This is a genomic window from Pseudomonas triticifolii, assembly GCF_014358015.1.
GTDB lineage: Bacteria > Pseudomonadota > Gammaproteobacteria > Pseudomonadales > Pseudomonadaceae > Aquipseudomonas > Aquipseudomonas triticifolii.
The window spans coordinates 154,458-180,249 of sequence record NZ_JACONV010000005.1 but is presented as its reverse complement, the minus strand read 5'-3'; the positions used below and the strand labels follow the sequence as shown (position 1 = coordinate 180,249).

Below are 25,792 nucleotides of genomic sequence, written 5' to 3'. Positions count from 1 at the left end.
CGGCTGTTTACTTGATCAGCGTCACGGGCACTGACGCTTCATGAATGACTCGCGTGGCGACTGACCCCAGCAACAGGCCTGTCATGCTGCCCAGCCCGCGAGTGCCCATGACCACGGCGTCGCAACCGAGCTTCTGCACCTGCACCTCGACCTGCTCGGCGACATTGCCAAGGTCCACATGAGCCTGAAATCGTGTTCCGGCAGCGGTCAGCAGTTCGATGGCGTCGTCCAGCACGCGTTTGCCCTCATTGTTCAGACCCGCCTTGACCCCCTCGATCATGTCCGGTGCCAGATAGTCGCTGTAATCGATCGGGCTGGCCTGAACGTTCAACAGGTGCACCTCAAGCGGCTTCTTGAGGTCGGCAGACAGCTCAATGACATATCCGAGGGCCCGCACGGCGTGCTCGGAACCGTCGAAAGGAACCAGAACTTTATGCATGACAGCTTTCCTTGTTGGGTTATGCCGTCAACATAGCCCGAGCCGCGCGGCGCAGCCACTGGAAAGAGTGGTTGTTTTGATCCAGAGCAGATGAGCGACGCCTGAACTGACAGGCGTACCTCTGCTGATGCCCGTTATCGGCCCCGATCAACGACCTTCAAGAAACGCAGCCGCCTGATCCAGCAGCATCAGCGGGTTCTCATGCTTGTGGATATCGACCGAGAGCAACTGACGGAAACGCCGCGCGCCCGGGAAGCCCTGAGCCAGTCCAAGCACATGCCGGGTCACATGATGCATGTTGCCGCCACTGGCGATGTGCGCCTCGATGTAAGGACGCAACGCTTCCAGCGCCTCAGCCCGGCTGATGACGGGCGCGGTGCTGCCGAACAACTGTTGATCCACTTCTGCCAGCAGATACGGGTTGTGATAGGCCTCTCGTCCCAGCATTACGCCATCGAACGTGCTCAAATGTTCGTGACACTGCTCAAGCGTCTTGATACCGCCATTGAGGACGATTTCCAGATTCGGAAAGTCCTTTTTCAACTGCGCGACCACGTCGTAACGAAGCGGCGGAATATCCCGATTCTCCTTCGGCGAAAGGCCTTCCAGAATCGCAATTCGCGCATGCACCGTGAAACTCCCACAACCGGCCTCATGCACCTTGCCGACGAAATCACACAGCTGCTCATAACTGTCACGCCCGTTGATCCCGATACGGTGCTTGACCGTGACCGGAATACTCACCGCATCGCGCATAGCCTTCACACAATCGGCCACCAGCTCCGGATGCCCCATCAGGCAGGCACCAATCATGTTGTTCTGCACCCGATCACTCGGGCAACCGACATTCAGATTGACCTCGTCATACCCCACCCCTTCAGCCATCCGCGCACACGCCGCCAGATCTGCCGCCGTGCTGCCGCCCAATTGCAGCGCCAGTGGATGCTCAGTCTCGTCATGCTTGAGAAAGCGCGCACTGTCGCCATGCAACAAGGCACCGGTGGTGACCATTTCGGTGTAGAGCAAGGCATGCTTTGAGAGCAGCCGCAGGAAGAAGCGGCAATGGTGGTCGGTCCAGTCCATCATCGGCGCAACGGAGAAGCGGCGGGACAGCGTGGGCCTTGTGGGGCGGGGGTTTTGGGCGATATCTGGTTGCATAATCATCAGTCGATTTTTAGCACTTTTGGGCTGTTTTGGCCGTTTTTTAGCCTCAGTGCTGACACTTAGCACCGCAAAAAAACTTTTAGCACCGAAGGAACAAGATGGGGGCGATCACCCAACGGAAGAACAAAAAGGGTGGAATCGAGTACACCGCACAAATCAGGCTCAAGCGCGCAGGGGGCGTAGTTTATCAGGAAGCGCAGAGATTTGACCGCAAGCAGATCGCTCAGTCATGGCTCAAGCGTCGGGAAAACGAGCGGGCAGAATCTGGGGCGATTGATCTTGCCGACTAATAAGAGCGCAACCATCACTCAGATGATCGCAGAAGATGGATTTTCGGAAGTCCACGGGTTTGGAGTAGAGGTAGATCGTGTCCCCCGGGCACCGGCTACCGCGACCGCCTGTGGCAAATCCGTGCGGGCGACGATGATCTGAAGATCCCAAACTGCGCCAAGGAAGCTACTTCCCAGGCTTCCTCGAACCACGCAGAACGGCTGAGAAGGCGATGGCGGCAGTCATTCAGCGAGCCTATATCCAGGGCGTTTCCAAGCGCTCGGTCGACGAGTTGGTCAAAACCATGGACATGACTGGTATCTCGAAAAGCCAGGTATCCAGACTCGCGACCGAGATCAACTAAACGGCAAACTCAGCGGCCAGAGCCATTGATGAGTTACAGCACTTCCGGAGACACGATTCACTCTCCATTTTCTAACGAAATATCCTGTGTGATGCCCATAGCCAGGACGACTTAGTGCATTCACAAACAACGTGACGCAGGCGGACTCCGCTCAATAACATCCCACTGCTTGTTGCCGCTGCCCCTCCCCGACACTCAGAAATAAGCTCGCCCCTTCCTAAAGCTTTTCAGTCTCTCGTCGATAAAAGTACTGCGCACAGGCAAAAGCTCTTGTCGCCGGCGAAGGCCAGGCAACGCAAAAACAGGCGAGGAACGGCCGGGGTCGCTTTCGACTTCAGGTGTTCTAAATAAGCACTCCGAGCCTGTTTTAACGCAGCATCACCACGCTCAGCCACTTTTCGTACAGCGCCGACTTCCAACGGAGAGAGAGTGCCTGCGTTTCGAACTGTGGCAACGGATAGGACTTGCTTCACCATCGATCCTGTAGCAAACGCTGCTTTTGCATGAATCTCACCGGGTTAGCCACGATGACAAATTATCCCACTCCCGCCCGTGAGGCCGAGCGCATTCAGGAGCTGGACACTTTCAACCTGATGGACAGTCCCGCAGAGCACGAATACGACCACATCGTTAAGATAGCGTCGAACATATTCGACGTGCCCATCGTCTTGATTTCGTTAGTCCACGCTGACCGGCAGTTCTTCAAGTCCAGTGTAGGTCTTGATGTGTGTGGGACAGATCGCGAAGTTTCCTTTTGCACCCACGCAATTATGGGGAATGATGTATTTGTTGTTCTCGATAGCCTGCAGGATGAACGTTTTTACCTCAACCCGCTTGTGCTGAACGCCCCCCATATACGGTTTTATGCAGGCGCCCCGTTAATCAGCTCCAGTGGTCATGCGCTGGGGACCTTGTGCTTGATCGATCAGCGTCCAAGAAGCGAATTTTCACAGCGCGATCGGCTGATACTCAGCGAATTGGCAACGGTGGTCCTTGAGCGCATGGAGGCGCGTCGCTCGGCGTCCGAGAGTCATAGAAGCCGCATGCGCTTTATGAACATAACGTCTACCTCGCCTGACGCGATCATCTGCTCCGATAGCAAAAACAAAATCATTTCGTGGAATACCTCTGCGCAGAAAATGTTTGGCTATAAGGCTGAGGAGGCTTTAGGCCAGGCCCTGGACCTGATCATACCTAAACGTATGCGTCCCGATCACGCTGCGGGCTTCAGTCGAGTGGTGTCAGGTGGGGCGCCGCATATCATTGGTACCTCTGTAAATTTGATGGCGCTGCACCGTGACGGCCATGAGTTGCCCATCGAACTGTCCCTGTCACGCTGGACCGATGCAGGCGAACAACAATTCGGCGCGATCATTCGCGATATCACCAATCGTGTAGAAGCAGAGAAGCGGCTTAAGCATGCAGCCGAGCATGATCAACTCACGGGCTTGGTCAATCGCTCTGCGCTAATGCTGCGGTTGCACGAGGTCTATGAATCCAAGGCGGCCGCAACGATTCTGTTGATTGATCTGGATGGCTTCAAGGACGTCAATGATACCTTGGGACATGCCACTGGAGATGGTGTGCTTCAAGTGATCTCACAACGTATTAGTGACCACGTACCTGCATGCCATTTGGTGGCGAGGCTCGGCGGTGATGAGTTCGTCGTGCTGATGTTCGATACAGCAGACAAGGCCAGCGCGGTCGCCTTTGGCCTTGAACTGATTACACTTATCGAAGAGCCGATAGAGGTCAAAGATGAGGCAATCTATATCGGCGCCAGCATAGGCGTATCGGTAGCTGAATGTGCTGAAGATCAAATGCTTGAAAATGCAGACCTGGCACTTTATCAGGCCAAAGCAGATGGCAGACGACTGGTAAGAGTGTTCACTCCCGAACTACGGCAGACGGCGTCTAGAAATGTAGCACTGAGTTCATCAATGCGTCAGGCGTGGGAAAATAAAGAGTTTGAACTGTACTACCAACCTCAAGTTGATTTGAGCGATGGTCGTATTTCAGGGGCAGAGGCTTTGATTCGCTGGAATCATCCGACTCAAGGCGTTATGCCGCCATCGGTGTTCTTACGCGCACTGGAGTCGAGCTTGCTGGCCGCCCCGGTCGGCGAGTGGATATTAAGAACAGCGTGTCAGCAGGCGGCCCTGTGGCAACGCACTCATGCGAAGTTTAGAATGGGGGTCAACTTATTTGCCGCCCAGTTTCGCATGCGCGACTTCTCGGACGTGGTGGAGCGGGCGCTGAGCGATTTCGGCCTGCCCGCCAGTTCGCTGGAGTTGGAAATCACCGAAAACACCATTTTGCGTAATGAGCAGCGAATCATGAAGCCGCTGCATTACCTACGGTCCATGGGCGTGGGTATTGCATTTGACGATTTTGGCACTGGCTACGCCTCCCTAAGTCTGTTGAAGGATTACCCTGTCACCCGCTTGAAGATCGACCGTTCCTTCGTCAGTGGCTCGGAGTTCTGCAATAAAAACGAACTCATTATAGAAACGGTCGTCAAGCTGGCGTCTGGCTTCAATCTTAAGGTTACGGCAGAGGGTATTGAAACCCAGACACAGGCAGACTTGATGCGCCACTTTGCCTGCGATGAAGGGCAAGGTTATCTCTATGGTCGCCCCATGACGGCAAGTGAATTTACCGCGCGGTACATATAAACATTGGCGCCTTCGTGGTCTGGACGGCGCTACACCGTCTTTTCCAAAGCAAGGGGTCCATGAATACTGCACGGCGTTTGTTGCACTCGAACACCTGCCAACGGCGACATCCGTTGAAGACGTACGAAGCCTTGCTGCCATGAGACTGATCCCGCACCGCCTCGCCTGGCCGAGCGCGCCAACCGGTTCAAGATCGGTGGGGTTTATAGCATGCTTACTATGCAAGACATATGGATATGCGTATATTCGACTGCGCATATCCATAGGTACCCACGATGATTGCCCCTCCTGACTTTTTCAAATGCATGGCCGATGAGACTCGCACCCGAGCCACGCTGCTCATTGCCAGCCATGGCGAGCTTTGTGTCTGCGAGCTGATGTGCGCCATGGATGACAGCCAGCCCAAAATCAGCCGGCACCTCGCTCAGTTGCGCAGCAGTGGGTTGCTTCTGGATCGGCGACAGGGGCAATGGGTGTACTACCGCCTCAACCCGAATCTTCCTTCGTGGGTCAATGAAGTTCTACAGGTGGCCCTGCGGGGAAATGCCGAGTGGCTTGAGGTCAACTCTGCCCGTTTGCAGAACATGGACGGACGGCCTGTGCGAGAAACTGCCTGCTGCTGACCCTCCCGGTGTTACTGATCACCCTATCGACCTGGCATTGCGCCCGGCCTCTAAAGCCCGCATCGAGCGCGGCAGGAGCTATTCATGCGAGTTCTATTCATGTGTACGGCTAACAGTTGCCGGAGCATTCTTTCCGAAGCCTTGTTCAACCATTTGGCACCGGCGGGTTTCGAAGCTGTGAGTTCCGGAAGTTTTCCCAAGGGGACGGTGCTGCCGCGCAGTCTGACAACCCTGGAGCGCGCCGGAATCTCAACCGTGGGACTCAGCAGCAAGGGCAACGACGCGTTCGAGGGCTGCCCTCCAGATATCGTCATCACCGTCTGTGACAAGGCCGCGGGTGAGTCTTGCCCGGTCTGGTTTGGCCCAGCCATCAAGTGCCATTGGGGCCTTGAAGATCCATCAGACGTTCAGGGCGATGAAGCGCAGGTCGATGCAGCCTTTACTGAAACCCTGGCTCGTATCCAGCAACGCTGCCAAGCGTTTTTCAGCCTCCCTTTCGACAACTTCACACGCGATGAAATCAAGCGAGAGCTTGACCGTATCGGCACCCTTTAAGCAGGAAGACCTATGACAAACTCGCTGCCCAATCTTGACCTTGGATTGTTCGACTCCAATCCGGCCACCACTGACTCGGGTGTCCATAAACCCCGTATTCTGCTGCTCTACGGATCAACCCGTGAGCGCTCTTTCAGCCGTCTTGTGGTGGAAGAAGCCGCTCGCCTGCTGGAGCACTTTGGCGCGGATACACGGATATTCAACCCAACCGGTTTACCTCTGCCGGACGACGCGCCAGTTGACCATCCCAAGGTGCAGGAGCTTCGGGATCTGATGCAATGGTCGGAAGGTCAGGTCTGGTGCTCCCCGGAACGCCATGGAGCGATGTCGGGTGTGTTCAAGGCGCAGATCGACTGGATACCGCTGGCGCTGGGTGCGGTTCGTCCCACCCAAGGCAAGACGCTCGCAGTGATGCAGGTCTGCGGTGGTTCTCAGTCATTCAATGTGGTCAACCAGCTACGCGTACTGGGCCGCTGGATGCGCATGTTCACCATCCCGAACCAGTCCTCGGTGCCCAAGGCCTACATGGAATTCGACGACAACAACCGGATGAAGCCCTCACCCTACTACGACCGGATCGTCGATGTGATGGAGGAGTTGATGAAGTTCACAGTGCTGCTGCGCGACCAGAAAGATTATCTGGTAGACCGCTATTCAGAACGTAAAGAGTCCGCCGAACAACTCTCTTCCCGAGTCAATCAGCGGTCGATTTGAGGCAGTAACGTTCAAGGAAACAGGGTCACACCTCTGTTTATCGGCGATACGAAGGCGTACTCAACGGCATTGGCTGCGGGTTGGCGATGACCCAGCACACGGCCAGTTCACAGAGGCGATCGCTGTGCTCGGCAGGATCGGTCCCACTTTTTAGTGCAGCAGCGAGCCTGCGGGCTTCGGCCAGCTCCAGGTCACTCAATGCCACGGCATCGCCGAAATGCCCTACAAGCGCAGTTAGCATTTTTTTGAAATCGGCATCCCAGTTGGCCGAGCCGTTGCCGTTGATCTCTCTCGATATGCGACCACTGATGCGGATGACTTCACCCTGCACCGTCGTTGCGGCTCCAGAGGATGGCACCAGCAGTTCCCACAATTGCTGATGCTGGGCAGGCCAGTCACCTGCTGTCACGACTATCGCAGCCCGACCGTCGTGGAGGGTGCGTGCGGCAACTGGTGTGACATTGAAAAGACGATAGAGCGTGGCAAGTCCTGCGTCGGTTGCCTCCAGGTAATCAGGGTTGAACCCAGCCCGGCTAAATTCGAATCCACGGCCAATACGCTGCACTTCGGAGCGCATGGCATCCTCGATTTGCGAACCTGCATCCAATAAAATCTGAGCAACCTTCGCAGTGGCCGCAATGTCGGCGTTGGACGTCGTGAGCAGTGCGAGGTGCAACAGGCTGTGCCCCTGCCGGGTTCTGATCTCTGTATTGGCGCCTCGGCGGATCAGGACAGCCAGTGCGTCGGCCTTGTGGCTCTTGACCGCAGCGTGCAGCGGTGTTTCGCCCTGATAATCCTGAGCCTCGATATCGGCCCCTAGATCCAGCAGCAAATCGACACCGCCTTTCCAGCTCGAACTGCGATGGTGCAAGGCCGTTCGCTGATAGTGATCACGGGCATCAACGTCCGCGCCCCGCTCCACCAGCCAACGAACCAGCTCATCAGGGCAATTATAGAAACCCAGCGCGGTGCTTTTGCTGTAACCACCGGTGGCTTCGAGCTCGCACACATCGAACACTGCGATCAACTCGGCAAACGGAGCGTTGTCCAGCAGTTGACCGAAATCCTTCGGAAGTGTCTTTCTTTTACGCTTACCCATCGCGGCGGCCATCATCCTGATCAAGAGGTTTTTCATCATAGGACCAATAAGTCTTTGATAACAGCAACCTTGAAAGGATGTGATTCACTGAGCGAAGTATCAATGGACTTTTTGATGTCCCGGACAACCACCTATAAGACTGTGCTCATGTTGCGTCGCATCACGTTTTATTGAAAAGCGCAGCGTTGGTCAACGATGGACTCCTCGGGCCAACAGGAAAGTCTGTCGCGAGCTCAGGACGTTTACGATCCAGACCCGAGCCCGGGTTGCATCATCCCCACAGCCTTGAATATCCGTGAACAGCCCAGCCTTGCTTACACGTCCCGCACAGCCGGCTCCTGGCCGGAAAGGCGTTCACGTCGCCATTTAAACTGGCCGGGGCATAATGGGTTGCCAGTTTGAGCTATTACTTCTAATGCCATACGCCCCACCCAATAAAGACTCGCTTGCAGTTCTGCCAGCCTGTCTTCGCTCTTGTGCGATTCTGGATTGCAAGATCTCAAATCTTGATAAAGACCTGCTGCTGTCCTTAGCACCGAATATTGAAAAATCCTGGGTTGGATTCCGCTCAACCGCCTCTCGCCTCAAGGCCTTACGTTTTTCACTTAGCATTTGTTTTGTAGATTTTGCATAGCGGCGGTGGTGGGTAAGCAGTTCCTGTGTCGAGCCTTCCAGAACGTGTCGCTCACGCGGTGTAACCGCCAAACGTTCCTCAGGAAGCGCCTTGAGCGGCGGCGATTCGTCAACATGGGCAATGAGCCGCTCAGGATTTCTCCCGGCTTTAACAAGCGCAGGCGCTTTTCGCGTCAATCTTGGAGCCAGAGCAGCCGAGCGCGGCGAGCGACCAATCAAGCGCAAAAATCTGGACGCAGCATTTAAAACGATTGAAGAATAGATATGTCCGTCCGGGTCTATGCGATTAACCGGATCCGCCCCACAGTACACGTAGGCATTAAGACCGCCTTCATCAAACGGACTGAGACTGTCCGGATTATTGAATCGCATCAGAACGGGGTTGAATGCTCGGTAACCGTTCCCCAACAAATAGTGACCGGTCACACCATCAGGACGCTCCCCAGCAAATCGTAGCAGGCCGCCTTGATTGATCGATGAGTCATGGTGTCCATAAGGCGTGTAGCTTAAAGCAGCTGAGCGAAGCTCAAACTGAGTATGCAATACAGAGTTTTGCCCGTCAGTCGTCGTTAACAGATGAGCGATTTGAGTACCTCCCTGATCGCGGGAGCGCTCTGCCAGCAGAAAGTCTTCGTAACGAACCACAGTGCGAAGAAATTCTGAACCGACTTCGTTTACCAAGCGATTTTCAAGGTAAAACCTCTGACAAATGTTGCCCGATTCGATGCTACTGATCAGTCTGTCGAGTGCGTCATAACGGTAAGCACATAACACCGCTTCTGGATCATCAGTTTTGAATTTCATATCGCCTGCCCGCCTGAACGCCAACAAAAAATCATCATTGCCTGACCGACAGTCTTTGCACACTGGCACATCTTATAGGGGCATTAACGAGGCTATGAGCGATAGCATTAAGCGAATCGCTGGGCGCGATATCAGCACGCCGACTACAAGGACTGCGAAGTCCTTGCGGCTTATGACGATTCAACCCCCCAGGCACGGCAGGTATCCAAGTACTCAAAAACGCTTAACACTCTGCGTCACCACCCCCAAAATAATCAGGTCATCATTATCCGTCACATGCAGCGATGGGTAATCCTTGTGGCTGGACTCCAGAATCACCACGTTCCCGCGCATGTGCAAACGCCTGCACACCTGAGCCTTGTTGAGCGACGCGACGACGATGTCGCCGTGCTCGGCGTAGCGCCCCTTATCGACAATCAGCATGTCGTCCTTACTGACGTGTTCGCCCTGCATGCTGTCGTCCTGAATCGCTGCAATGAAGAAGTGCGGCTCGCGCACTCCGCAGAGTTCTGCCATCGAGACATGCTTTTCGATCACGGGCGATTGCGAGCCGATGGACGACATAGAGATCATGGGAAGCTTGATGCCCCCTGCGGACAAGGGGCCAAGGAATGTGACACTCATGATGCAAGCCTTTTTTGTGATTAACTGTATGCATATACAGTTAATCGCGCATCAGGTTCGAGGTCAACCGGGAACGTCAGAAATGTCGACAAATGGTGTCAGGGTCTGGACTCCGAAAGCTGCTGGATCAGCGCCACTGTCAGGTAAAGCCTGGGCGCAATGCTCGACAGTTCAATGTACTCATCATCGGCGTGCAAACCGGCTCCAACGACACCCATCGTCTCAAGCACCGCAGGCTTGGTGCTGCCCGGCACGTACGCATAGCCTGCGTCGGTGCCGAACCGCATGGCGATCGGTTCGATGTTGCGGCCAATCTTTCCATAAAGCGCCTGGGCGGTTTTTGCCAGTTGCTCGGAACCTGGATTCTTCGCCAACGGCGGGCGACCTTTTTCCAGGCGCACTGTCACTTCGGTGCCATCAATGAGCTTCTTCTGCACGATACGCTGAGCGTCGGCCAGCACGCGGTCGCTCTCGCTCAGATCGGAGTAGCGCATGTCGCCTTCGGCCGACGCGCTGGAGGGGATGATGTTGCGTTTCTCACCACCCTTGATCAACGTCCAGTTGACCGTTGTGCCCTTGGCTGGATCGCCGAGGTCCTTGAGTTGCAGCATCTGGTGAGCCAATTCGATTGCCGCGTTGCGCCCGGCTTCCGGCGCGGAACCTGCGTGTGAAGACTTGCCTTTCACATCCAGAAGTACACCGTTAATGCCGTTGGTTGCGACCGTGACGGCGTCCTTGTCCGGTGGCTCGTAGGAAAATACGTAGTCGTGCTGACGGGCGAGTTCGGCGATGACTTTTTTCGAACCGCTGGAGCCGGTTTCTTCATCCGGGTTGAAGAGCACGGTAAGTGTTCCGAAATCCTTGAAGCCCTGGTCCTGAAGCAGTTTCAGCGAATGCAGGATCATCGCCACGCCACCTTTGGCATCGGCAACGCCTGGGCCGTAGGCGCGCTCGCCATCTTGCTTGAATGGACGTTTTTCGGCAGTGCCCGGCCCGAAGACGGTGTCGTAATGGACCATCAGCAGAAAGGATCGCGTGCCACTGCCCTTCAGCGTACCGACAATGTTGTCACCGGCGGAGGGCGACGCAGGCGTCGTGGTGACTTCGGCTCCCAACGCTTTCAGGCGTTCGACCAACAGCGCGCTGACGGTTTTCAAGCCAGGCGCCTGACCCGTGCCGGTGTCGACGTCCACCAGTTCCTTGACGGTCGCGAGGTAGGCTTTTTGTTCGGCTTCGGCCTTTTTAAGTAGCTGCTCGGGCGACAGATCCGACGCGAAAGCGCCGAAAGACAGGACGGAAAAGGCGATCACACTCGCAATCGATGTACGTCGAAATTGCATGCTGGTTCCCTCAGATCATTGCGGCTTGAGGCTGCATCTTCACGCAACCGGCTCCACAACACCACTCCCAGACGCCTGCAAGGCGGCCGCAGGCATCGCATGCAAACATGTATGCAAATGTAACTGAGAGTGATTAGCATTTAGTTAATTGTGAAAAAATTGTTAGGATCCTGCGACCAGCCCTCTGGATGATCAAACCTCTGGCGCCCCGTTGCTGACGTATTTCGCCACTTCCCAAAGGCTCAGGCCCATCGTAGGAACCTCCCATCATGTTTCGTCCGCTCACCTCGCTGACTGTCCTTGCGGTTATCGGTGCATCATCTGCTGCCATGGCTGCAACTGTTCAAAGCAACCCACCTGCCGAGCCTCAATCCGGCGCATTGACGCTGGACAATGTCGACATCAACGCCAGAGCAGGCGTCGCCGGAACAGCCACCACAGAGGGCAGCGGTTCCTACACCACCGGTTCCATGAGCACTGCGACCAAGCTGCCTCTGTCGATCCGCGAAACACCTCAGTCGGTCAGTGTGATCACGCGTCAGCGCATTGAAGACCAAGGCATGAACGATCTGAACGACCTCGTGAAATATGCGCCGGGCATCATCCTGCGCAAGTTCGGCACGGATCGTCAGCAGTTTCTGGCGCGGGGCTTCAGCATCGATAACCTGATGTACGACGGCCTGCCAACCATTGTCAGCTCGTTCACCCTGGATACGATTTCTGGCGCCGACCTGGCCATGTACGACCGTGTCGAAGTGGTTCGTGGCGCGACCGGCCTGATGACAGGCGCGGGTAGCCCTTCAGCCACGCTAAACCTGATTCGCAAGCGTCCCACCGCCACTCCACAAGTCAGCGTGACCACCAGTGCTGGCAGTTGGGACCGTTACCGCACGGAAGTGGACGCCTCCAACAAGCTCAACGAATCAGGCACCTTGCGCGGTCGTGTGGTGACTGCGCATGAGAAGGGCAACAGTTTCCTCGACGAGCGCGACGAAGAACGACAGACCTTCTACGGCATACTGGAAGCGGACCTCGACGAATCGACCACCTGGACCCTCGGCGCGTCCAAGCAACGCGACGATGCGACATCAGACTGGGGCAGCCTGCCCTCGGGCCCGAATGGTCAGTACCTCGGCCTGCCCCGCTCCACGTTCCTGAGCAATGACTGGGCTTACTGGGATCGGGACAACGTCAGCGTGTTTACCGACGTGACTCACCGGTTCGACAATGGCTGGAGCGGCAAGATTGCAGCGGCGAAGATCTGGGCCGAGTCGGACATGTATTCCAACTACCTGACCGCTGCGGGTAACGGCTACGGCCAGGCCGCCGGCCAGTACGACACCACCGACGTACAGACCAACATCGACGGCTCACTGTCCGGCCCTTTCAAACTGTTCGGCCGCGAGCATGACCTGATGCTGGGGGTCAGTCGCCGTGAAGAGAAGTTCGACCAGAAAGGTGGCTTCTATGGCTCGACGCCAATAGACATCTACAACTTCAACCCGAACGTGATTCCCAAGCCGGACGTCAACACGCGCACCGCCTATGTCAGCCAGAACACCGCGACAGAAGACGGCCTCTACGCGGCAGCCCGTTTCAACCCGATTGATCCGCTGCACATCATCGTCGGCAGCCGGGTGAGCTGGTACGACTATCAGAACCGCTCAGCCAACACCGGCGACTACAAGGTTACCCGCGAAGTCACGCCGTATGCAGGCATCGTCTACGACCTCAACGACACCTATTCGGTTTACGCCAGCTACACCGAGATCTTCAAGCCGCAGAGCCAGCAGGACGTGAGCGGCGCTATTCTTGACCCGATGACCGGCGAAAGCTACGAAGTGGGTTTGAAGGGCGAATACTTCAGCGGCGATCTGAACGCCTCCCTTGCGCTTTTCGACATGACACAAGAAAACCGCGCTTACGCCATCGTCAATCCGCCCGCTACCTGCCAGCAACAGAACCGTACCTGTTACGAAGCAGCGGGCGAAGTGCGCAGCCGCGGTATCGATGCGGAAGTGACCGGCCAGCTCACGCCGGACTGGCAGGCTTCCGCGTCTTATACCTTGGTCCTGAGCCAGTACGTCAAAGACCGGAACTTCGAGAAAGGCGCTCGATTTGCAGCCGAGCAGCCCAAGCATCTGTTCAAGGCCGCGACCACTTATCACCTGTCCGGCGACTTCAGCAAGTTGCGCATCGGCGCTGATGTACTCGCTCAAAGCGACACCTACAACCGGGTCGGCACCGGACGCTCGGAACAGGACTCGTATGCGGTGGTGGGTCTGATGGCAGGCTATCGTTTCGACGAGCACTGGGACGCCCGGGTCAACCTGAACAACGTGCTCGACGAGAAATACTGGCAGGGCATTCCAACGGCAACCGGCAGTGGCGTATACGGCGATCCACGCAACGTGATGTTCTCGTTGAAGTGGTCGCTCTGAGTACCTGGCAATCCAACGCAAGGCGGCTCGGATACGTTAAGTGAAACGATGCCATGCGGCCATGGAAAACGCTTAAATCAAGGTTCAGGGAACAAGCAGCCCCTCCGTGGGCTCAAAACCATTCTCGACAAGGTTTGCGCGACAATGCCGACCCTCGACGCCGCTGATGCGCAAACGTTATGCGCCATGGCCTTGAGTGGGCGGCAGCGCTCGGGTAATGTCATCCATCCGCACAGGACAGAGCACGCTCATGACTTCCAAGCTGGATCAACTCAAGCAATTCACCACCGTTGTCGCTGACACCGGCGACTTCGGCGCGATCAAAAGCCTCAAGCCGCAAGACGCTACTACCAACCCCTCCCTGCTGCTCAAGGCGGCCTCGAGTGAAAGCAACTCGCAGTTGCTGGCCGACGCATTCAGCGGCAGCAAGGGCGACATCGGTCTGGCTTGCGACCGTTTTGCAGTGGCCATCGGTCAGGAAATTCTCAAGGTCGTTCCGGGCCGTGTTTCCACTGAAGTGGACGCCCGCCTCTCTTTCGACACCGACGCACTCATCGATCGCAGCCAGCGCATCATCGGTCTGTACGATGCAGCCGGTATTAGCCGTGATCGCGTACTGATCAAGCTTGCTTCCACCTGGGAAGGCATTCGCGCCGCCGAGAAGCTGGAAAAGGATGGTATTCAGACCAACCTGACCCTGCTGTTCTCGTTTGCTCAGGCGATTGCCTGCGCCGAAGCGGGCGCGTTCCTGATTTCGCCGTTCGTGGGCCGCATCTATGACTGGTACAAGAAGTCGTCCGGCACGGATTACGTCGGTGCCGAGGACCCGGGCGTACAGTCGGTCACTCGCATCTACAACTACTACAAGGCCAACGACTACAAGACCGTCGTCATGGGCGCAAGCTTCCGCAACCTGAACCAGATCGAACAACTGGCTGGCTGCGACCGCCTGACGATCAGCCCGGATCTGCTCAAGCAACTGGCTGAGGACACAGGCACGCTGGAACGCAAGCTTGCTCCAGGCAACGCTGGCGACGACCGCAAGGCTGGAACGAACCTGACTGAAAGCCAGTTCCGCTGGGCGTCCAACGAAGATGCCATGGCCACTGAGAAGCTGGCAGAAGGTATCCGCCAGTTCGCTCGCGATCAGGAAAAGCTCGAGGCACTGCTTTCCGCCAAGGCCTGAAAACACTAAAGGGCGACACCCTTGCGGGTGTCGCCCTTTTTGCTGCCTGCCGTTCAGCCAGGCAGATCAGGAATACAACGCCTAGCGTTGACCTTCGAGTGCGTTGACCAGGTCGTGGAACGCTTCACGATTCGAGTCATTCAGGCCCATGAGGATCTTGTGCGCTTCCAGCACTTTCGCCTTGACCACATCCTCACACTGATCTTGCGACGGCAGGTCTGTCAGGCACTCAGGGCGCGGGATGGGCCTGTCGACGATATTGAACACCTGATCGAAGCCCATCGACTGCAACAGCCGAGTAATGTCTTCGTGAGTGGTCACCAGCGTCGGCAACAGACCCACTTTCTGACGAGACAGGATCGAAAGCTTGGCCAACAGGCCAAGCGTCGTGCTGTCGATGCTGCGAGTCTCGGTCAAATCGATTACCACCGCCGAAAAATTCAAGGCCGTGAAGATTCGCTCGATTGTCGCATCCAAGGCCGAACACAGCGTCAACCGCACTTCACCCACGAACTTGAGAACGAAGGTGCCTTCCTGCTCGGCGAACTGGATTCTACCGGTACTCATTCAAGATTCCTGCTTAACACTAACAAGGCGATATCATCCGGCATCTCCCCTAGCGTTGCCAATTCAAAAACCCGGCGTAAGCCATCCAGGCTGCCGCCAGCTGTCTTCACCAACTCGGGTAAAACAGCTTCTTTCTCTTTGAGTGTATCACCGGGTAACAGATCAAGTATGCCATCAGACAACATCGTCAGACTGAAGGAGTCAGGCAGGTCCAGTTCATGATCCTGATAAGTGGCCTCGTTGAACAACCCGACCGGTAGCCCGCGTCCTTCCAGGTATCGCGTCTGACCCTCTGTGTAGAGCACCGGCAGCGGCAGATGGCCGCCAACGGCATACGTCAATTTGCCCGACTCTTCATCGATCACACCACCCACCATCGTGACGTGCTTGCCCAGCTTGCAACTGATGAGGCCGCGGTTGATGTGGCCTAATACATCGGAGGGCTTGAACTCCGGCAAGGTTCCACCACGCTTGGATTCAAACAGCAAACGTGTGGTCATGAACTTCAGCAGCACCGTGATGAATGCAGACGAAGCACCATGCCCGGACACGTCGGCCAGATAAAACGCCACACGTCGCTCATCGACCCTGAAGTAGTCGACAAAATCGCCGGACAGGTACAGAGACGGAATGATCTGGTGAGCGAACTTAAACTCGTCGATCGACCACGGCGTGATCGGCAACATGTTCATCTGCACCTGACGACCCGCATCCTGATCTTCCTGAAGCAGGTGAAGGCTGGCCTCCAGCTCGCGATTGGCTGTTTCCAGCTTTTCGCGGTAGACCTGATTTTCCTTGAGCAGACGCGCGCGATCCAGAGCACGGCGTATCGAATGCTCAAGAACGGCGAGGTCTTCAAGGGGCTTGATCAGGTAATCGGCAGCGCCCAGACGCAAGGCCTCCACGGCATCGCTCATGACGCCTGCGCCGGACACGACAATGACCGGCGTCTGCGGGGCGACGGACGTCACCTGACGAATCAGTTCGAGCCCGCCCATCTGGGGCATGCGCAAGTCGCATACCACCAGATCGGGGTTCTTTTGCTCGAATATCTGTATCCCCTGCAAGCCATTACTTGCCTGCAGGACGCTGAAGCCACTGTCTTCCAGATAGGCGGCAAGGCTTGCGCGCACGACTTCGTCGTCGTCGATTATCAGCAGCGTGGCACTGGTTTTTGGCATGTGGGCAAACGGCGCCAGATCAGGTTGGCGTAGGCGGCCCGGTTTACCGGAACCTGCTTACTGGATTCGCTTCTAGCCTCTCTGTAACGATCCGTGCGCAATGACTACGCATCGTGTTTTCAGAGGTGCCCTTCAAGGCGCAGACGGTACTCCCATCCGAGTGGCGTTTCAAGCGTACTCCGGCCCTGACTTTGCGCTCTTTACATCACAAATCGCCGGGAGTTATAAGAACTGTCACATCAGCAACCAAAACGAAGGACTGGGCATGAGTCGAACTGATCGCGACTACGAGGAGAAACGGGATTACATCCGCATGCGTGTCGACGCAGACGTCAACCTGATCCATGCCGGCCAGGTGATTCCCGCCGTGTGCATTGACCTTTCCAGCTCCGGCATGCAGGTCCAGACGCCACGATCATTTGCGGTGGGAGACAAGTTGAAGGTCAGCATCGACTCTGATCATCCGGCACTCAAGGGCCTTGAAGCCGATACAGAGGTCGTCTGGGTAACGGACGAGGAAAGCGGCGGGCAGAAGCTCGGGCTTTCGATCATCGCAATGAAGTGACGAGTGGTTCACACTTCAACCCAATAAAAAAGGCGACCCAAGGTCGCCTTTTTGCATCAACAGCGCGGAGAAGGACGATTAGAAATCGTCTACCACCTTGCCGTCCTTGACCTTGAACTCGCGGTTCTGCAGGTACGCATTGCGAATGAAGGTGTAGCGGTCGCCGCTGATCATGCGCTCAGCCGACAGCAGGCTGGCGCGGGTATCGACCAGATTGACGCCCAGCGCCGTGTTACGGGTTGGTACGTGATCAATGTAGCGATACGGGCTGGTGTAGGTATCCGGGTACTTGGCGATGGCGTCACGCACGGTGCTTGGACCCAGCAGTGGCAGCACAACAAACGGACCGCTGCCGACACCCCAATAACCGAGTGTCTGCCCGAAGTCTTCGTCATTGCGCTGCAGGCCCATGTGGGTGCCCACATCGATAAAGCCCAGCAGGCCGAAGGTGGTGTTGAAGATCAGGCGGGCGGTATCCACGCCTGCAGCCGCAGGCTTGGCCTGGAGCACGTCGTTGGCGAGGTTGCCCACGTCACCGATGTTGTTGAAGAAGTTATGAACGCCGTCTTCGACGAACTGCGGCGCGACGTACTGATAACCCTTCGCCAACGGCTTGAGCGTGTACGTATCGACCACATCGTTGAAACGGAAAATGGCACGGTTCACGCCTTCCCACGGATCGTCTTCAGCCGCTTGAACGGCAACGGGAACCAGCACCATGCCAGCACAGACAGACAACTGAGCCAGACGTTTGATAAAGCCTGCACCGGTCACGGGCATAGCTGACACTCCTGATCGAGATAATGACGCGGGTGCTACGCCCCACACGCAAAGACAGGGAGTATAAAGCGTTCTGTAGGGAATAAGGCAGTTCCGTCAGCGACGAAAAGCGGATAAACCCGGTCATCACACGTTCATCTCGCTGTCATGAAAGGACTGTAGCGTGCTTGGGTATTTGAGAGAGATCACCATGCTGGCGCCGGTTCTCAATCCTTTGCCCTCCTTCACCGCCCTGCTGTTCGGCCTCAGCGGCTGCCTGGTGGACTTCGGCGCACAAGCCTCGCGCACAGCCCCGAACAGCGATCACGCAGCGGCCACTCCCGGCGCGCTGGATGCCTTGCAGGCGCTGCGCAAACAGAACCTGCCCTGCGCCTGGCTGGACGAGCTTCCAGAAACACTCAGTAATACTCTTTCCGCACCGCTTAATGACTGGATAACGCCCGCTGCGCGCGCGTCCGCAAAATGGCCTGCGCCGGACGCATGCTGGATGGCGCTGATGAGTCTGGGTGTTCGCCAACTGGATGGCTGCGTGTTGATCAGCGGTGATCCCCGCCTGCTGCAATCGGGCCTCAACGCCGGGCTATGGACGATCGGGCTGGCGTCATGCGGCCCGTTGTGCGGCTTGTCGCCTGCCCAATGGCAAGGCCTGGGCGATGCTGAACGCGAACAACGTCGTGCTCACGCTACGCTCAAGTTATACGCGTTGGGCGTGCACTCGGTAATCGACCACCTGGGCGAACTGGACTCGTGCCTGGCGGATATCGCCTTGAGGCGCAGCAAGGGCGAAAAGCCCTGATACACATGCAGCCTGCTCTGGAGTGGATTAGTCTTAAGGTGTCACGAACCTTTAGCCCAGCGGCGTAGTCCATGGGACAGACTTATCTATGAAGGAGCACGTCATGCCTGCCCGCGAACTGCAAGAACAACTCAACACCCTGCGCGCGCAACTTGAGCAGAATCCACCGCTGTCAGAAGCTGAACGCGACAACCTGCACGAGCTGATGCAGCAGATTGAAACCAGAATTGAACTGGAAAACGCGACCCATGAAGACCCGAGTCTGGCAGATGGCGTGAACCTGGCCGTCGAGCGCTTTGAACTGGAGCATCCTGCCATTGCAGGTACGCTGCGTAATGTTCTGCAAACCCTGGGCAATATCGGGATTTGATGATCGTTATCGCCCTGTAGGTGATCACACGGTGTCTGCTATATGACGTATGTCTCGCAGCAGACACCAGACACGACTGTTCTGAAAAATCGCATCTCAGAAGAGCCGCCTCGTGCAATGTGCTTATTCAGCACCGGAAGGCTTACTGCCGCGCCAGCCTGCCGTTATTCACATTGAGCGCTTCCGTACTGCGGTACGGATTGATGTCCAGCCCCCCGCGCCGCACATAGCGTGCATACACGGTCAGTTTTTCCGGTTTGAGCAATCGCTGCAGGTCGAGGAAAATCCGCTCCACACATTGCTCATGGAAGTCAGAATGCTGACGGAAGCTGACGATGTAGGCCAACAGGCTGGCAGGGTCCAGCGCGGCACCACGGTACTCAACCACCACGCTGCCCCAGTCTGGCTGGCTGGTGACCGGGCAGTTCGATTTGAGCAGATGACTGTAAACGCGCTCCTCAACGACGCGCGACGTGTCGCATCGCAGCAGTTCCGGTTGTGGCCTGTCGTAACTGCTGACACTGATGTCCAGATCATCAATGCACACACCCGGCAACGCCGCGACGCCTTCACGCTCGACTTCGTCGAGGCTACGAATGCGCACGCCAACCGGCTTTCCGGCCGCAGCAGACAGGTCTTTTTCCAGCGTGACCTGCACTTGCTCACGTGTGTCGAACGCGGTCTGGTTCAGTGAGTTGAGGTACAGCTTGAACGACTTCGACTCGATGATGTTCGGCGAGTCAGCGGGAATGCTGAATTCGGCAATTGCCACGACCGGCTTGCCGGACGGCAGCAACCACGACAGCTCATAGCAATTCCAGAAATCGACACCCTGATACGGCAGCGTTTCGGCTGTCAGCCCCAGTTCGGCCCACTTCGCAGCCCGCGGAATCGGAAACAACAAGGAAGGCGTATAGGTGGCAATGTACTCACTGGACTTGCCCAGCGGCGAGTGTTCGGCTGCGGGATGCATGGCGATACCTGGATCATGAATTAACGCGGGCGAGTTTATAGGGTTTGCGCAACGCTTTCAGCGACAATCTCCTGCACAGCTCGCACCGGCGGCCGCATTACAGTCCTGTCAGCTTCACCCGACTGGTCGCCGCGTGCGTTATAAAGCTTGCCTTGCAAGGGATATCCGACACTGCCCATGAAATTACTGATCGTTGAAGACCAGCCCAGAACCGGCCAGTTTCTGCGCCAAGGGTTGAACGAGGCCGGTTTCGAAGCCGAATGGGTCGCCGACGGCGAGACCGGGCAGCGTCGCGCGCTGAGTGGCGATCATGCGCTGCTGATTCTCGACGTCATGCTGCCGGACTGCGACGGCTGGACCATTCTGGGCAGCGTACGCGCCGCCGGGCTGAGCATGCCCGTACTCTTCTTGACCGCCCGGGACGCTATCGAAGATCGTGTGCAGGGTCTGGAGCTGGGGGCCGATGATTACCTGATCAAACCCTTCGCGTTCTCGGAACTGCTGGCCAGAGTGCGCAGCCTGCTGCGCCGAAGCGCAAACGCCCCTGCCGAGACTCATCTGCAGATCGCGGACCTGCGTCTGGACCTGATGCGGCGTGAGGTGGAGCGCAGTGGTCGGCGCATTGTCCTGACTGCCAAGGAGTTCACGTTGCTGGAGTTGCTTTTGCGTCGTCAGGGCGAAGTGCTACCCAAATCGTTGCTGGCGTCGCAGGTCTGGGGGATGAACTTTGACAGCGACACCAACATCATCGAAGTCGCCATCCGCCGCCTACGGTTCAAGATTGATGACGACTTTTCCGACAAACTCATCCATACGGTACGCGGTATGGGCTACGTGCTTGAAGAGCGCGCGCTGTGAACCTTCGTCGCCCGTTCGGCATGCTCTCGTTACGCAATCGTCTGGCACTGCTGTTTGCCGCCTGTACAGCAGCGGTTTCGCTGACCGCCGGCATTCTGTTCAACCATGCCAGCGAAGTGCATTTTGTCGAGCTGGACCAGCAATTGCTCGAAGCAAGGCTCGCCAACCTGCGAAGCACCCTGCAAGGCGTCGAAACCCGACAGGCCTTCGATGAACGCAAGGCCAGTCTGCTGGCCGACCTGGGGCACCAGCCGGATCTGACCCTGCGTATCACTGGGCCCGACGGTCAGGCCTGGTTCTATAACCTGGCGGCGTCGCCTCCACCCGAAGACGGGCTGCACACCTTGAGCGATGAGCAGGTTGCCTACCGCAGCCTCACCGCTTCGCTGCGCGGGCAGACCGCGTCCTCGCCCAGTGTGACCCTGATGCTGGATATCACCCATCACCAGCACTTTCTCCAGCGCATGCAGCATCTGATCTGGCTGACCGTCGGCCTGTCGGCACTGGCCACCGCCCTGCTCGGCGCCTGGGCCACACGCAGCGGGCTCAAACCCTTGCACCGAATGAGCACGGTGGCCGCCAGCATCTCGACTCGTTCACTGACGGCACGCCTCCCGGAGCAGGACATGCCCAAGGAACTGGCAGAACTGACCCGTGCGTTCAACGCCATGCTCGGTCGGCTGGAGGACGGCTTCCAGCGCCTGTCAGCGTTTTCGGCCGATATCGCCCATGAACTGCGTACACCGCTGTCCAACCTGCTGACCCAGACTCAGGTCACCCTCACCCGCCCGCGCACGCTCGAGGAATATCGTGAGGCGCTGACAGGCAACCTGGAGGAGCTGCAAGGCATGGCGCAGATGGTCAATGACATGCTGTTTCTGGCCAAGGCCGAGCACGGCCTGCTGCGACCGGCCCGGCAGGCGCTGCAACTGGAAAACGAGGTCGATGCGGTGCTGGAATTCTTCGCCCCGCTGGCTGAAGAAGCAGAGGTCTGCCTGTCGCGAGAGGGTCAGGCCACCCTGCGCGGTGACGGCCCGCTGTTGCGTCGCGTGCTGTCCAATCTGCTGGACAACGCCCTGCGTTTCACAGGCTCAGGTGGCTACGTGAAGATAACCGTGAGCAGCTCGCCATCAGGTGTCGCGCTGAGCATCGAAAACACTGGCACCGACATCGCAGCGGATGCATTGCCGCGCCTGTTCGACCGTTTTTATCGCGCGGATCCTGCCAGACAGGAAAGCAGCGAGCATGCAGGACTGGGCCTGGCGATTACCCGCTCGATCGTCAACGCCCATGGCGGAACGATCCAGTGCGAGTCGGCCGCGGGCGTCACGCGGTTCCTGATCGAACTGCCCGCCTGATGACAAAAAAGCCGCTGCAAACCCTCTCAAGGTCGGCAACGGCTTGATGTGACAGGGCTCAGGTCACTCGTAACGCAAGGCATGCGCAGGCTGGATCTGCGCCGCACGCCAGGCCGGATAGACCGTGGCGAGAAAGCTCAGAATGAAACCGGCGCTGCAGATCAGAAGCACATCGCCACCCTGCAACTCGGACGGCAGGTTACTGATGAAGTACACGTCGGAACTGAAGATGTGCTGACCGGTAACCCGCTCGACCCAGCCCACCATACTGCTGACGTTCAGCGCCGCGATGATGCCCAGGACGCCGCCGATCAGCGTGCCGACAATACCGATGACGGTGCCCTGCACCATGAAAATCGCCATGATCTGCCTGGGCGTGGCACCAATGGTGCGCAAGATGGCGATGTCCGCGCCCTTGTCGTTAACCACCATGATCAGCGTGGCGATGATGTTGAACGCCGCCACTGCCACGATCATCAACAACAGCAGACCGATCATGGTCTTTTCCATTTTCATGGCACTGAACAGACTGCCCTGGGTGTGCGTCCAGTCATCGGCGCGGTAACCATCGCCCAGACTGCCAGCAATGGCGCTCGACACCTGAGGTGCCTTGTAAAGATCCTTCAGGGCCAGCCGCACGCCCTGAACCTGATCGGGCTGCCAACGTTGCATTTGCGCGGCGTCGGCGATGTTGATCAACGCCATGGAGCCGTCCAGCTCTGCACCGACCTTGAACACACCCACCACGGTCAGACGCTGCAGACGCGGCGTGATGCCGCCCGGTGCGCTGCTGACCTCAGGCACGATCAGGGTCAGCTTGTCACCGATGCTCAGGCGAAACCGGCGTGCGGTGAGATCGCCCAGCACCACGCCGAATTCGCCAGGCTTGAGGTCCTCAATACTGCCGCGTGTGATGTGCCGGGTGACAATCGACACCTCGTGCTCAAGCGCCGGATCGACACCGCTGATCTGGATCGGCTGCATCGAGCCCTTGTAGGACAGCATGCCTTCCATGTCGGTAAACGGCACGGCAGCAGTCACCTCGGGATTCTTCAGCGCAGCAGCGGCCAACGGCTTCCAGTCACTCACCGGCGTGGTACCGGCGATGACCGCATGGGGCACCATGCCGAGAATCCGCGAGCTCATTTCCCGCTGGAAACCGTTCATCACCGACAGCACCACGATCATCGCCAGCACACCCAGTGCCAGACCGATCATCGAAGTCATCGAGATGAACGAAATGAAGCTTTTGCGGCGTTTGGCGCGGGTGTAGCGCATGCCGATGAAGATGGGTAACGGTCTGAACATTCGCGGAGCACCGTAGAAAAAATAGAGAACCCGGCGCGATGACTTGCGCCGGGTCAGGTCAATCAAGCCTCGACGAGGCGACCGTCTTCCAGACGCAGCACGCGGTCCATCTGCCTGGCCAGGCTCATGTCGTGAGTCACCACCAGGAAGGCCGTACGCGACGAGGTGCTCAGTTCCCGCATCAGGTCCTGAATGCCCTGAGCGGTGTGATGGTCGAGGTTACCGGTTGGCTCATCGAGCATCACCAGACCCGGCTGGTTGACCAGCGCACGGGCGATCGCCACGCGCTGACGCTCACCACCGGACAGCTCGGACGGCTTGTGCGCCAGACGATGGCCCAGCCCCACACGCTCCAGTAATGCCGTGGCGCGTTTGCGAGCCTCGGGAATCGCCGTGCGGCCGATCAACAGCGGCATGCAGACGTTTTCCAGTGCAGTGAACTCAGGCAGCAGATGGTGAAACTGATAGACGAAACCCAGTGCCCGGTTGCGCAGCAGACCGCGGGCCTTCTCGCCAAGTGCCGACAACTCCTCGCCCGCCAGCCAGACGCTGCCTTGCGACGGCGTGTCCAGGCCACCCAACAGATTGAGCAGGGTACTTTTGCCCGAACCCGAACTGCCGACGATGGCGATGCGCTCACCGGGATACAACTCCAGTTGCAGACCGGACAATACGACCACTGACTCCGGGCCTTCCTCGTAGGATTTACCCAGGTTGCGGCAACTCAATACAGCTTTATCAGACATGCCCGACTCACTCATAACGTAACGCCTCCGCCGGCTGGGTGCGCGCAGCACGCCAGGCGGGATACAAGGTGGCGAGGAAACTCAGGACCAACGCCGCACCGCAGACCTGGAACACGTCCTGGGCCATCAGTTGCGAAGGCAGGTAATCAATGAAATAGACGTCGGCATTGAGAAACTTATGACCGATCAGCCCTTCGAGCGCCGCTATCGCTGCACTGACATTGAGTGCGGCCAGGATCCCCAGCGCTGCGCCGATCAGCGTGCCCACGACGCCAATCACCGTGCCCTGCACCATGAAGATCGCCATGATCTGGCGAGGTGTGGAGCCCAGCGTGCGCAGGATGGCGATATCGCCCTTCTTGTCGTTGACCACCATCACCAGCGTGGAAATGATGTTGAACGCCGCCACGGCCACGATCAGCAACAGCAGCAGGCCGATCATGGCTTTTTCCATGCGGATCGCCTGGTACAGGTTGCCGTGAGTGCGAGTCCAGTCACGTGCGTAGAAATTGTTTTCGCCCAGTTTCTGAGCGATTTCCCACGATGTGCGAGGGGCGGCGAACAGGTCGTCGAACTTGAGACGCAAGCCCTGAACCTGATTGGGCTTCCAGCGATGCAGGCGCGCCAGATCATCAAGATTGGTCAGGCCCAGGTAGCCGTCGATCTCGCCGGCGCCCACGTGAAAGATGCCTGTGACCTCGAAACGCTTCATGCGCGGGAACATACCCGCTGGCGTGACCGTCACCTCGGGAGCAACGAAGGTCAGCTTGTCTCCCACGCCAACGCCCAGCTTGGCGGCAGCCTTGTCGCCGATCATGATGCCGAAGCTGCCCGGCGACAGGCTGTCGAGCTGACCTTGCTGGATGAAATGGTCGATGATCGACACATTACGTTCCTGAGCCGGATCGATACCGTTGAGCAGCACCTTCTGCACCTTGCCATCATGCGTCAGCAGGCCCTGCATCTGGGTGAACGGCGCAACCGCCAGCACCTCCCGGTTCTCTTGAACCTTGGCGGCCAGCGCCTTCCAGTCGGTAATCGGATCACCGGACTCGATGGTGGCGTGCGGCACCATGCCAAGCACGCGGGTACGCATTTCGTGATCGAAACCATTCATGACCGATAACACGACTATCATCACCACAACGCCAAGCGCCAGGCCAATCATGGAAGTCAGGGAAATGAAGGAAACAAAATGGTTACGTCGTTTTGCACGTGTGTAGCGCGTGCCGATGAATACAAAAAGAGGTCTGAACATTAGGGGCTTTGTTCGCAGGAATGAGGACGTCCGTGTGGCGGGCCTTGACGTGCAGCTTTACACTCGAGACTCTCTGACCACCGCCGCTACCATGGGTTCGC

25 protein-coding genes and 1 pseudogene are annotated in these 25,792 nt (G+C 57.5%); 13 read left to right on the top strand and 13 right to left on the bottom strand.

Annotated elements, in window-relative coordinates:
• Positions 1 to 7: 7 nt before the first annotated feature.
• On the bottom strand, positions 8 to 439 hold the full coding sequence (locus H8S56_RS11040) for a universal stress protein (protein ID WP_187518646.1): 432 nt from the start codon (positions 437 to 439) through the stop codon (positions 8 to 10).
• Between the two features lie 147 nt (positions 440 to 586).
• Positions 587 to 1,597, bottom strand: a complete 1,011-nt coding sequence (dusA, locus tag H8S56_RS11035; RefSeq protein WP_187518645.1) for a tRNA dihydrouridine(20/20a) synthase DusA — start codon at positions 1,595 to 1,597, stop codon at positions 587 to 589.
• 104 nt (positions 1,598 to 1,701) lie between these two features.
• Between dusA and H8S56_RS11030 the strand changes: the two genes are divergently transcribed.
• From H8S56_RS11030 to arsH, 6 genes and pseudogenes are all read left to right on the top strand, one after another.
• Positions 1,702 to 1,893, top strand: a complete 192-nt coding sequence (locus H8S56_RS11030; RefSeq protein ID WP_187518644.1) for a hypothetical protein — start codon at positions 1,702 to 1,704, stop codon at positions 1,891 to 1,893.
• A gap of 93 nt (positions 1,894 to 1,986) precedes the next feature.
• Positions 1,987 to 2,234: pseudogene (locus H8S56_RS11025) on the top strand (transposase); the annotation flags it as partial.
• Between the two features lie 530 nt (positions 2,235 to 2,764).
• Positions 2,765 to 4,912 carry a putative bifunctional diguanylate cyclase/phosphodiesterase gene (locus H8S56_RS11020; protein WP_187518680.1) on the top strand — a complete coding sequence of 716 codons (2,148 nt, stop codon included), beginning with the start codon at positions 2,765 to 2,767 and terminating at the stop codon, positions 4,910 to 4,912.
• 275 nt (positions 4,913 to 5,187) lie between these two features.
• A complete protein-coding gene (locus H8S56_RS11015) occupies positions 5,188 to 5,535 on the top strand; it encodes a metalloregulator ArsR/SmtB family transcription factor (RefSeq protein ID WP_024687347.1) in 348 nt (115 codons plus the stop codon).
• 84 nt (positions 5,536 to 5,619) lie between these two features.
• Entirely contained in the window at positions 5,620 to 6,090 is a 471-nt protein-coding gene (locus H8S56_RS11010; RefSeq protein WP_187518643.1) for an arsenate reductase ArsC, read from the top strand.
• 12 nt (positions 6,091 to 6,102) lie between these two features.
• A complete protein-coding gene (gene arsH, locus H8S56_RS11005) occupies positions 6,103 to 6,804 on the top strand; it encodes an arsenical resistance protein ArsH (RefSeq protein WP_187518642.1) in 702 nt (233 codons plus the stop codon).
• Positions 6,805 to 6,841: 37 nt separating this feature from the next.
• On the opposite strand, the gene H8S56_RS11000 is transcribed toward arsH, so the two are convergent.
• The 4 genes from H8S56_RS11000 to H8S56_RS10985 form a co-directional block, all read right to left on the bottom strand.
• Positions 6,842 to 7,903, bottom strand: coding sequence for an ankyrin repeat domain-containing protein (locus H8S56_RS11000; protein WP_235986769.1), 1,062 nt, complete (start codon positions 7,901 to 7,903; stop codon positions 6,842 to 6,844).
• A 366-nt stretch (positions 7,904 to 8,269) separates the two neighbouring features.
• On the bottom strand, positions 8,270 to 9,340 hold the full coding sequence (locus H8S56_RS10995; protein ID WP_187518641.1) for an RHS repeat-associated core domain-containing protein: 1,071 nt from the start codon (positions 9,338 to 9,340) through the stop codon (positions 8,270 to 8,272).
• A 213-nt stretch (positions 9,341 to 9,553) separates the two neighbouring features.
• Positions 9,554 to 9,964 carry a LexA family protein gene (locus H8S56_RS10990; RefSeq protein ID WP_024687341.1) on the bottom strand — a complete coding sequence of 137 codons (411 nt, stop codon included), beginning with the start codon at positions 9,962 to 9,964 and terminating at the stop codon, positions 9,554 to 9,556.
• Between the two features lie 98 nt (positions 9,965 to 10,062).
• Entirely contained in the window at positions 10,063 to 11,304 is a 1,242-nt protein-coding gene (locus H8S56_RS10985) for a M20/M25/M40 family metallo-hydrolase (protein ID WP_187518640.1), read from the bottom strand.
• Between the two features lie 329 nt (positions 11,305 to 11,633).
• On the opposite strand from H8S56_RS10985, the gene H8S56_RS10980 reads away from it, so the two are divergent.
• Positions 11,634 to 13,745 carry a TonB-dependent siderophore receptor gene (locus H8S56_RS10980; RefSeq protein WP_235986773.1) on the top strand — a complete coding sequence of 704 codons (2,112 nt, stop codon included), beginning with the start codon at positions 11,634 to 11,636 and terminating at the stop codon, positions 13,743 to 13,745.
• Positions 13,746 to 13,995: 250 nt separating this feature from the next.
• On the top strand, positions 13,996 to 14,931 hold the full coding sequence (gene tal / locus H8S56_RS10975; RefSeq protein WP_187518638.1) for a transaldolase: 936 nt from the start codon (positions 13,996 to 13,998) through the stop codon (positions 14,929 to 14,931).
• An 81-nt stretch (positions 14,932 to 15,012) separates the two neighbouring features.
• On the opposite strand, the gene rssC is transcribed toward tal, so the two are convergent.
• On the bottom strand, positions 15,013 to 15,498 hold the full coding sequence (rssC, locus tag H8S56_RS10970) for an anti-sigma factor antagonist RssC (protein ID WP_024687337.1): 486 nt from the start codon (positions 15,496 to 15,498) through the stop codon (positions 15,013 to 15,015).
• On the bottom strand, positions 15,495 to 16,679 hold the full coding sequence (gene rssB, locus H8S56_RS10965; RefSeq protein ID WP_024687336.1) for a two-component system response regulator RssB: 1,185 nt from the start codon (positions 16,677 to 16,679) through the stop codon (positions 15,495 to 15,497). Before rssB ends, rssC begins: the two co-directional genes overlap by 4 nt.
• Before the next feature lie 265 nt (positions 16,680 to 16,944).
• Between rssB and H8S56_RS10960 the strand changes: the two genes are divergently transcribed.
• Positions 16,945 to 17,244: a PilZ domain-containing protein gene (locus H8S56_RS10960; protein WP_024687335.1), complete on the top strand. Its 300-nt coding sequence runs from the start codon at positions 16,945 to 16,947 to the stop codon at positions 17,242 to 17,244.
• Positions 17,245 to 17,322: 78 nt separating this feature from the next.
• Here H8S56_RS10960 and H8S56_RS10955 read toward each other — a convergent pair whose 3' ends face one another.
• The gene (locus tag H8S56_RS10955) at positions 17,323 to 18,024 is read right to left on the bottom strand and encodes an MlaA family lipoprotein (RefSeq protein ID WP_024687334.1); all 702 of its coding nucleotides are present in this window, start codon (positions 18,022 to 18,024) and stop codon (positions 17,323 to 17,325) included.
• Positions 18,025 to 18,214: 190 nt separating this feature from the next.
• Between H8S56_RS10955 and H8S56_RS10950 the strand changes: the two genes are divergently transcribed.
• Both H8S56_RS10950 and H8S56_RS10945 read left to right on the top strand, forming a co-directional pair.
• The gene (locus H8S56_RS10950) at positions 18,215 to 18,820 is read left to right on the top strand and encodes an HAD family phosphatase (protein WP_187518637.1); all 606 of its coding nucleotides are present in this window, start codon (positions 18,215 to 18,217) and stop codon (positions 18,818 to 18,820) included.
• Positions 18,821 to 18,923: 103 nt separating this feature from the next.
• Positions 18,924 to 19,190, top strand: coding sequence for a DUF4404 family protein (locus tag H8S56_RS10945; RefSeq protein ID WP_024687332.1), 267 nt, complete (start codon positions 18,924 to 18,926; stop codon positions 19,188 to 19,190).
• 142 nt (positions 19,191 to 19,332) lie between these two features.
• Here H8S56_RS10945 and queF read toward each other — a convergent pair whose 3' ends face one another.
• Complete coding sequence (queF, locus tag H8S56_RS10940) at positions 19,333 to 20,163, bottom strand: NADPH-dependent 7-cyano-7-deazaguanine reductase QueF (RefSeq protein WP_024687331.1); 831 nt, start codon at positions 20,161 to 20,163, stop codon at positions 19,333 to 19,335.
• A 177-nt stretch (positions 20,164 to 20,340) separates the two neighbouring features.
• On the opposite strand from queF, the gene H8S56_RS10935 reads away from it, so the two are divergent.
• Both H8S56_RS10935 and H8S56_RS10930 read left to right on the top strand, forming a co-directional pair.
• On the top strand, positions 20,341 to 21,021 hold the full coding sequence (locus H8S56_RS10935; protein ID WP_187518636.1) for a heavy metal response regulator transcription factor: 681 nt from the start codon (positions 20,341 to 20,343) through the stop codon (positions 21,019 to 21,021).
• Positions 21,022 to 21,041: 20 nt separating this feature from the next.
• Positions 21,042 to 22,379, top strand: coding sequence for a heavy metal sensor histidine kinase (locus H8S56_RS10930; RefSeq protein WP_187518678.1), 1,338 nt, complete (start codon positions 21,042 to 21,044; stop codon positions 22,377 to 22,379).
• A gap of 63 nt (positions 22,380 to 22,442) precedes the next feature.
• On the opposite strand, the gene H8S56_RS10925 is transcribed toward H8S56_RS10930, so the two are convergent.
• The 3 genes from H8S56_RS10925 to H8S56_RS10915 all read right to left on the bottom strand — a co-directional run bounded on the left by H8S56_RS10925 (position 22,443) and on the right by H8S56_RS10915 (position 25,691).
• Complete coding sequence (locus H8S56_RS10925) at positions 22,443 to 23,687, bottom strand: lipoprotein-releasing ABC transporter permease subunit (protein ID WP_187518635.1); 1,245 nt, start codon at positions 23,685 to 23,687, stop codon at positions 22,443 to 22,445.
• Positions 23,688 to 23,749: 62 nt separating this feature from the next.
• Complete coding sequence (gene lolD, locus H8S56_RS10920) at positions 23,750 to 24,433, bottom strand: lipoprotein-releasing ABC transporter ATP-binding protein LolD (protein WP_187518634.1); 684 nt, start codon at positions 24,431 to 24,433, stop codon at positions 23,750 to 23,752.
• Positions 24,434 to 24,440: 7 nt separating this feature from the next.
• Entirely contained in the window at positions 24,441 to 25,691 is a 1,251-nt protein-coding gene (locus H8S56_RS10915; protein ID WP_024687326.1) for a lipoprotein-releasing ABC transporter permease subunit, read from the bottom strand.
• Between the last annotated feature and the right edge of the window lie 101 nt (positions 25,692 to 25,792).

What these genes read in the sequence shown, in the direction of transcription:
- H8S56_RS10945 (WP_024687332.1), top strand. Translation starts at nt 18,924, where the DNA reads ATGCCTGCCCGCGAACTGCAAGAACAACTCAACACCCTGCGCGCGCAA.
- H8S56_RS10985 (WP_187518640.1), bottom strand. Translation starts at nt 11,304, where the DNA reads ATGCAATTTCGACGTACATCGATTGCGAGTGTGATCGCCTTTTCCGTC.
- rssC (WP_024687337.1), bottom strand. Translation starts at nt 15,498, where the DNA reads ATGAGTACCGGTAGAATCCAGTTCGCCGAGCAGGAAGGCACCTTCGTT.
- rssB (WP_024687336.1), bottom strand. Translation starts at nt 16,679, where the DNA reads ATGCCAAAAACCAGTGCCACGCTGCTGATAATCGACGACGACGAAGTC.
- H8S56_RS10990 (WP_024687341.1), bottom strand. Translation starts at nt 9,964, where the DNA reads ATGAGTGTCACATTCCTTGGCCCCTTGTCCGCAGGGGGCATCAAGCTT.
- H8S56_RS10960 (WP_024687335.1), top strand. Translation starts at nt 16,945, where the DNA reads ATGAGTCGAACTGATCGCGACTACGAGGAGAAACGGGATTACATCCGC.
- H8S56_RS11015 (WP_024687347.1), top strand. Translation starts at nt 5,188, where the DNA reads ATGATTGCCCCTCCTGACTTTTTCAAATGCATGGCCGATGAGACTCGC.
- H8S56_RS11000 (WP_235986769.1), bottom strand. Translation starts at nt 7,903, where the DNA reads ATGGGTAAGCGTAAAAGAAAGACACTTCCGAAGGATTTCGGTCAACTG.
- H8S56_RS11010 (WP_187518643.1), top strand. Translation starts at nt 5,620, where the DNA reads ATGCGAGTTCTATTCATGTGTACGGCTAACAGTTGCCGGAGCATTCTT.
- lolD (WP_187518634.1), bottom strand. Translation starts at nt 24,433, where the DNA reads ATGTCTGATAAAGCTGTATTGAGTTGCCGCAACCTGGGTAAATCCTAC.
- H8S56_RS10955 (WP_024687334.1), bottom strand. Translation starts at nt 18,024, where the DNA reads ATGCCCGTGACCGGTGCAGGCTTTATCAAACGTCTGGCTCAGTTGTCT.
- tal (WP_187518638.1), top strand. Translation starts at nt 13,996, where the DNA reads ATGACTTCCAAGCTGGATCAACTCAAGCAATTCACCACCGTTGTCGCT.
- H8S56_RS10925 (WP_187518635.1), bottom strand. Translation starts at nt 23,687, where the DNA reads ATGTTCAGACCGTTACCCATCTTCATCGGCATGCGCTACACCCGCGCC.
- H8S56_RS11020 (WP_187518680.1), top strand. Translation starts at nt 2,765, where the DNA reads ATGACAAATTATCCCACTCCCGCCCGTGAGGCCGAGCGCATTCAGGAG.
- H8S56_RS10915 (WP_024687326.1), bottom strand. Translation starts at nt 25,691, where the DNA reads ATGTTCAGACCTCTTTTTGTATTCATCGGCACGCGCTACACACGTGCA.
- H8S56_RS10930 (WP_187518678.1), top strand. Translation starts at nt 21,042, where the DNA reads ATGCTCTCGTTACGCAATCGTCTGGCACTGCTGTTTGCCGCCTGTACA.
- H8S56_RS10950 (WP_187518637.1), top strand. Translation starts at nt 18,215, where the DNA reads ATGCTGGCGCCGGTTCTCAATCCTTTGCCCTCCTTCACCGCCCTGCTG.
- H8S56_RS10995 (WP_187518641.1), bottom strand. Translation starts at nt 9,340, where the DNA reads ATGAAATTCAAAACTGATGATCCAGAAGCGGTGTTATGTGCTTACCGT.
- dusA (WP_187518645.1), bottom strand. Translation starts at nt 1,597, where the DNA reads ATGCAACCAGATATCGCCCAAAACCCCCGCCCCACAAGGCCCACGCTG.
- arsH (WP_187518642.1), top strand. Translation starts at nt 6,103, where the DNA reads ATGACAAACTCGCTGCCCAATCTTGACCTTGGATTGTTCGACTCCAAT.
- H8S56_RS11040 (WP_187518646.1), bottom strand. Translation starts at nt 439, where the DNA reads ATGCATAAAGTTCTGGTTCCTTTCGACGGTTCCGAGCACGCCGTGCGG.
- H8S56_RS11030 (WP_187518644.1), top strand. Translation starts at nt 1,702, where the DNA reads ATGGGGGCGATCACCCAACGGAAGAACAAAAAGGGTGGAATCGAGTAC.
- H8S56_RS10935 (WP_187518636.1), top strand. Translation starts at nt 20,341, where the DNA reads ATGAAATTACTGATCGTTGAAGACCAGCCCAGAACCGGCCAGTTTCTG.
- H8S56_RS10980 (WP_235986773.1), top strand. Translation starts at nt 11,634, where the DNA reads ATGGCTGCAACTGTTCAAAGCAACCCACCTGCCGAGCCTCAATCCGGC.
- queF (WP_024687331.1), bottom strand. Translation starts at nt 20,163, where the DNA reads ATGCATCCCGCAGCCGAACACTCGCCGCTGGGCAAGTCCAGTGAGTAC.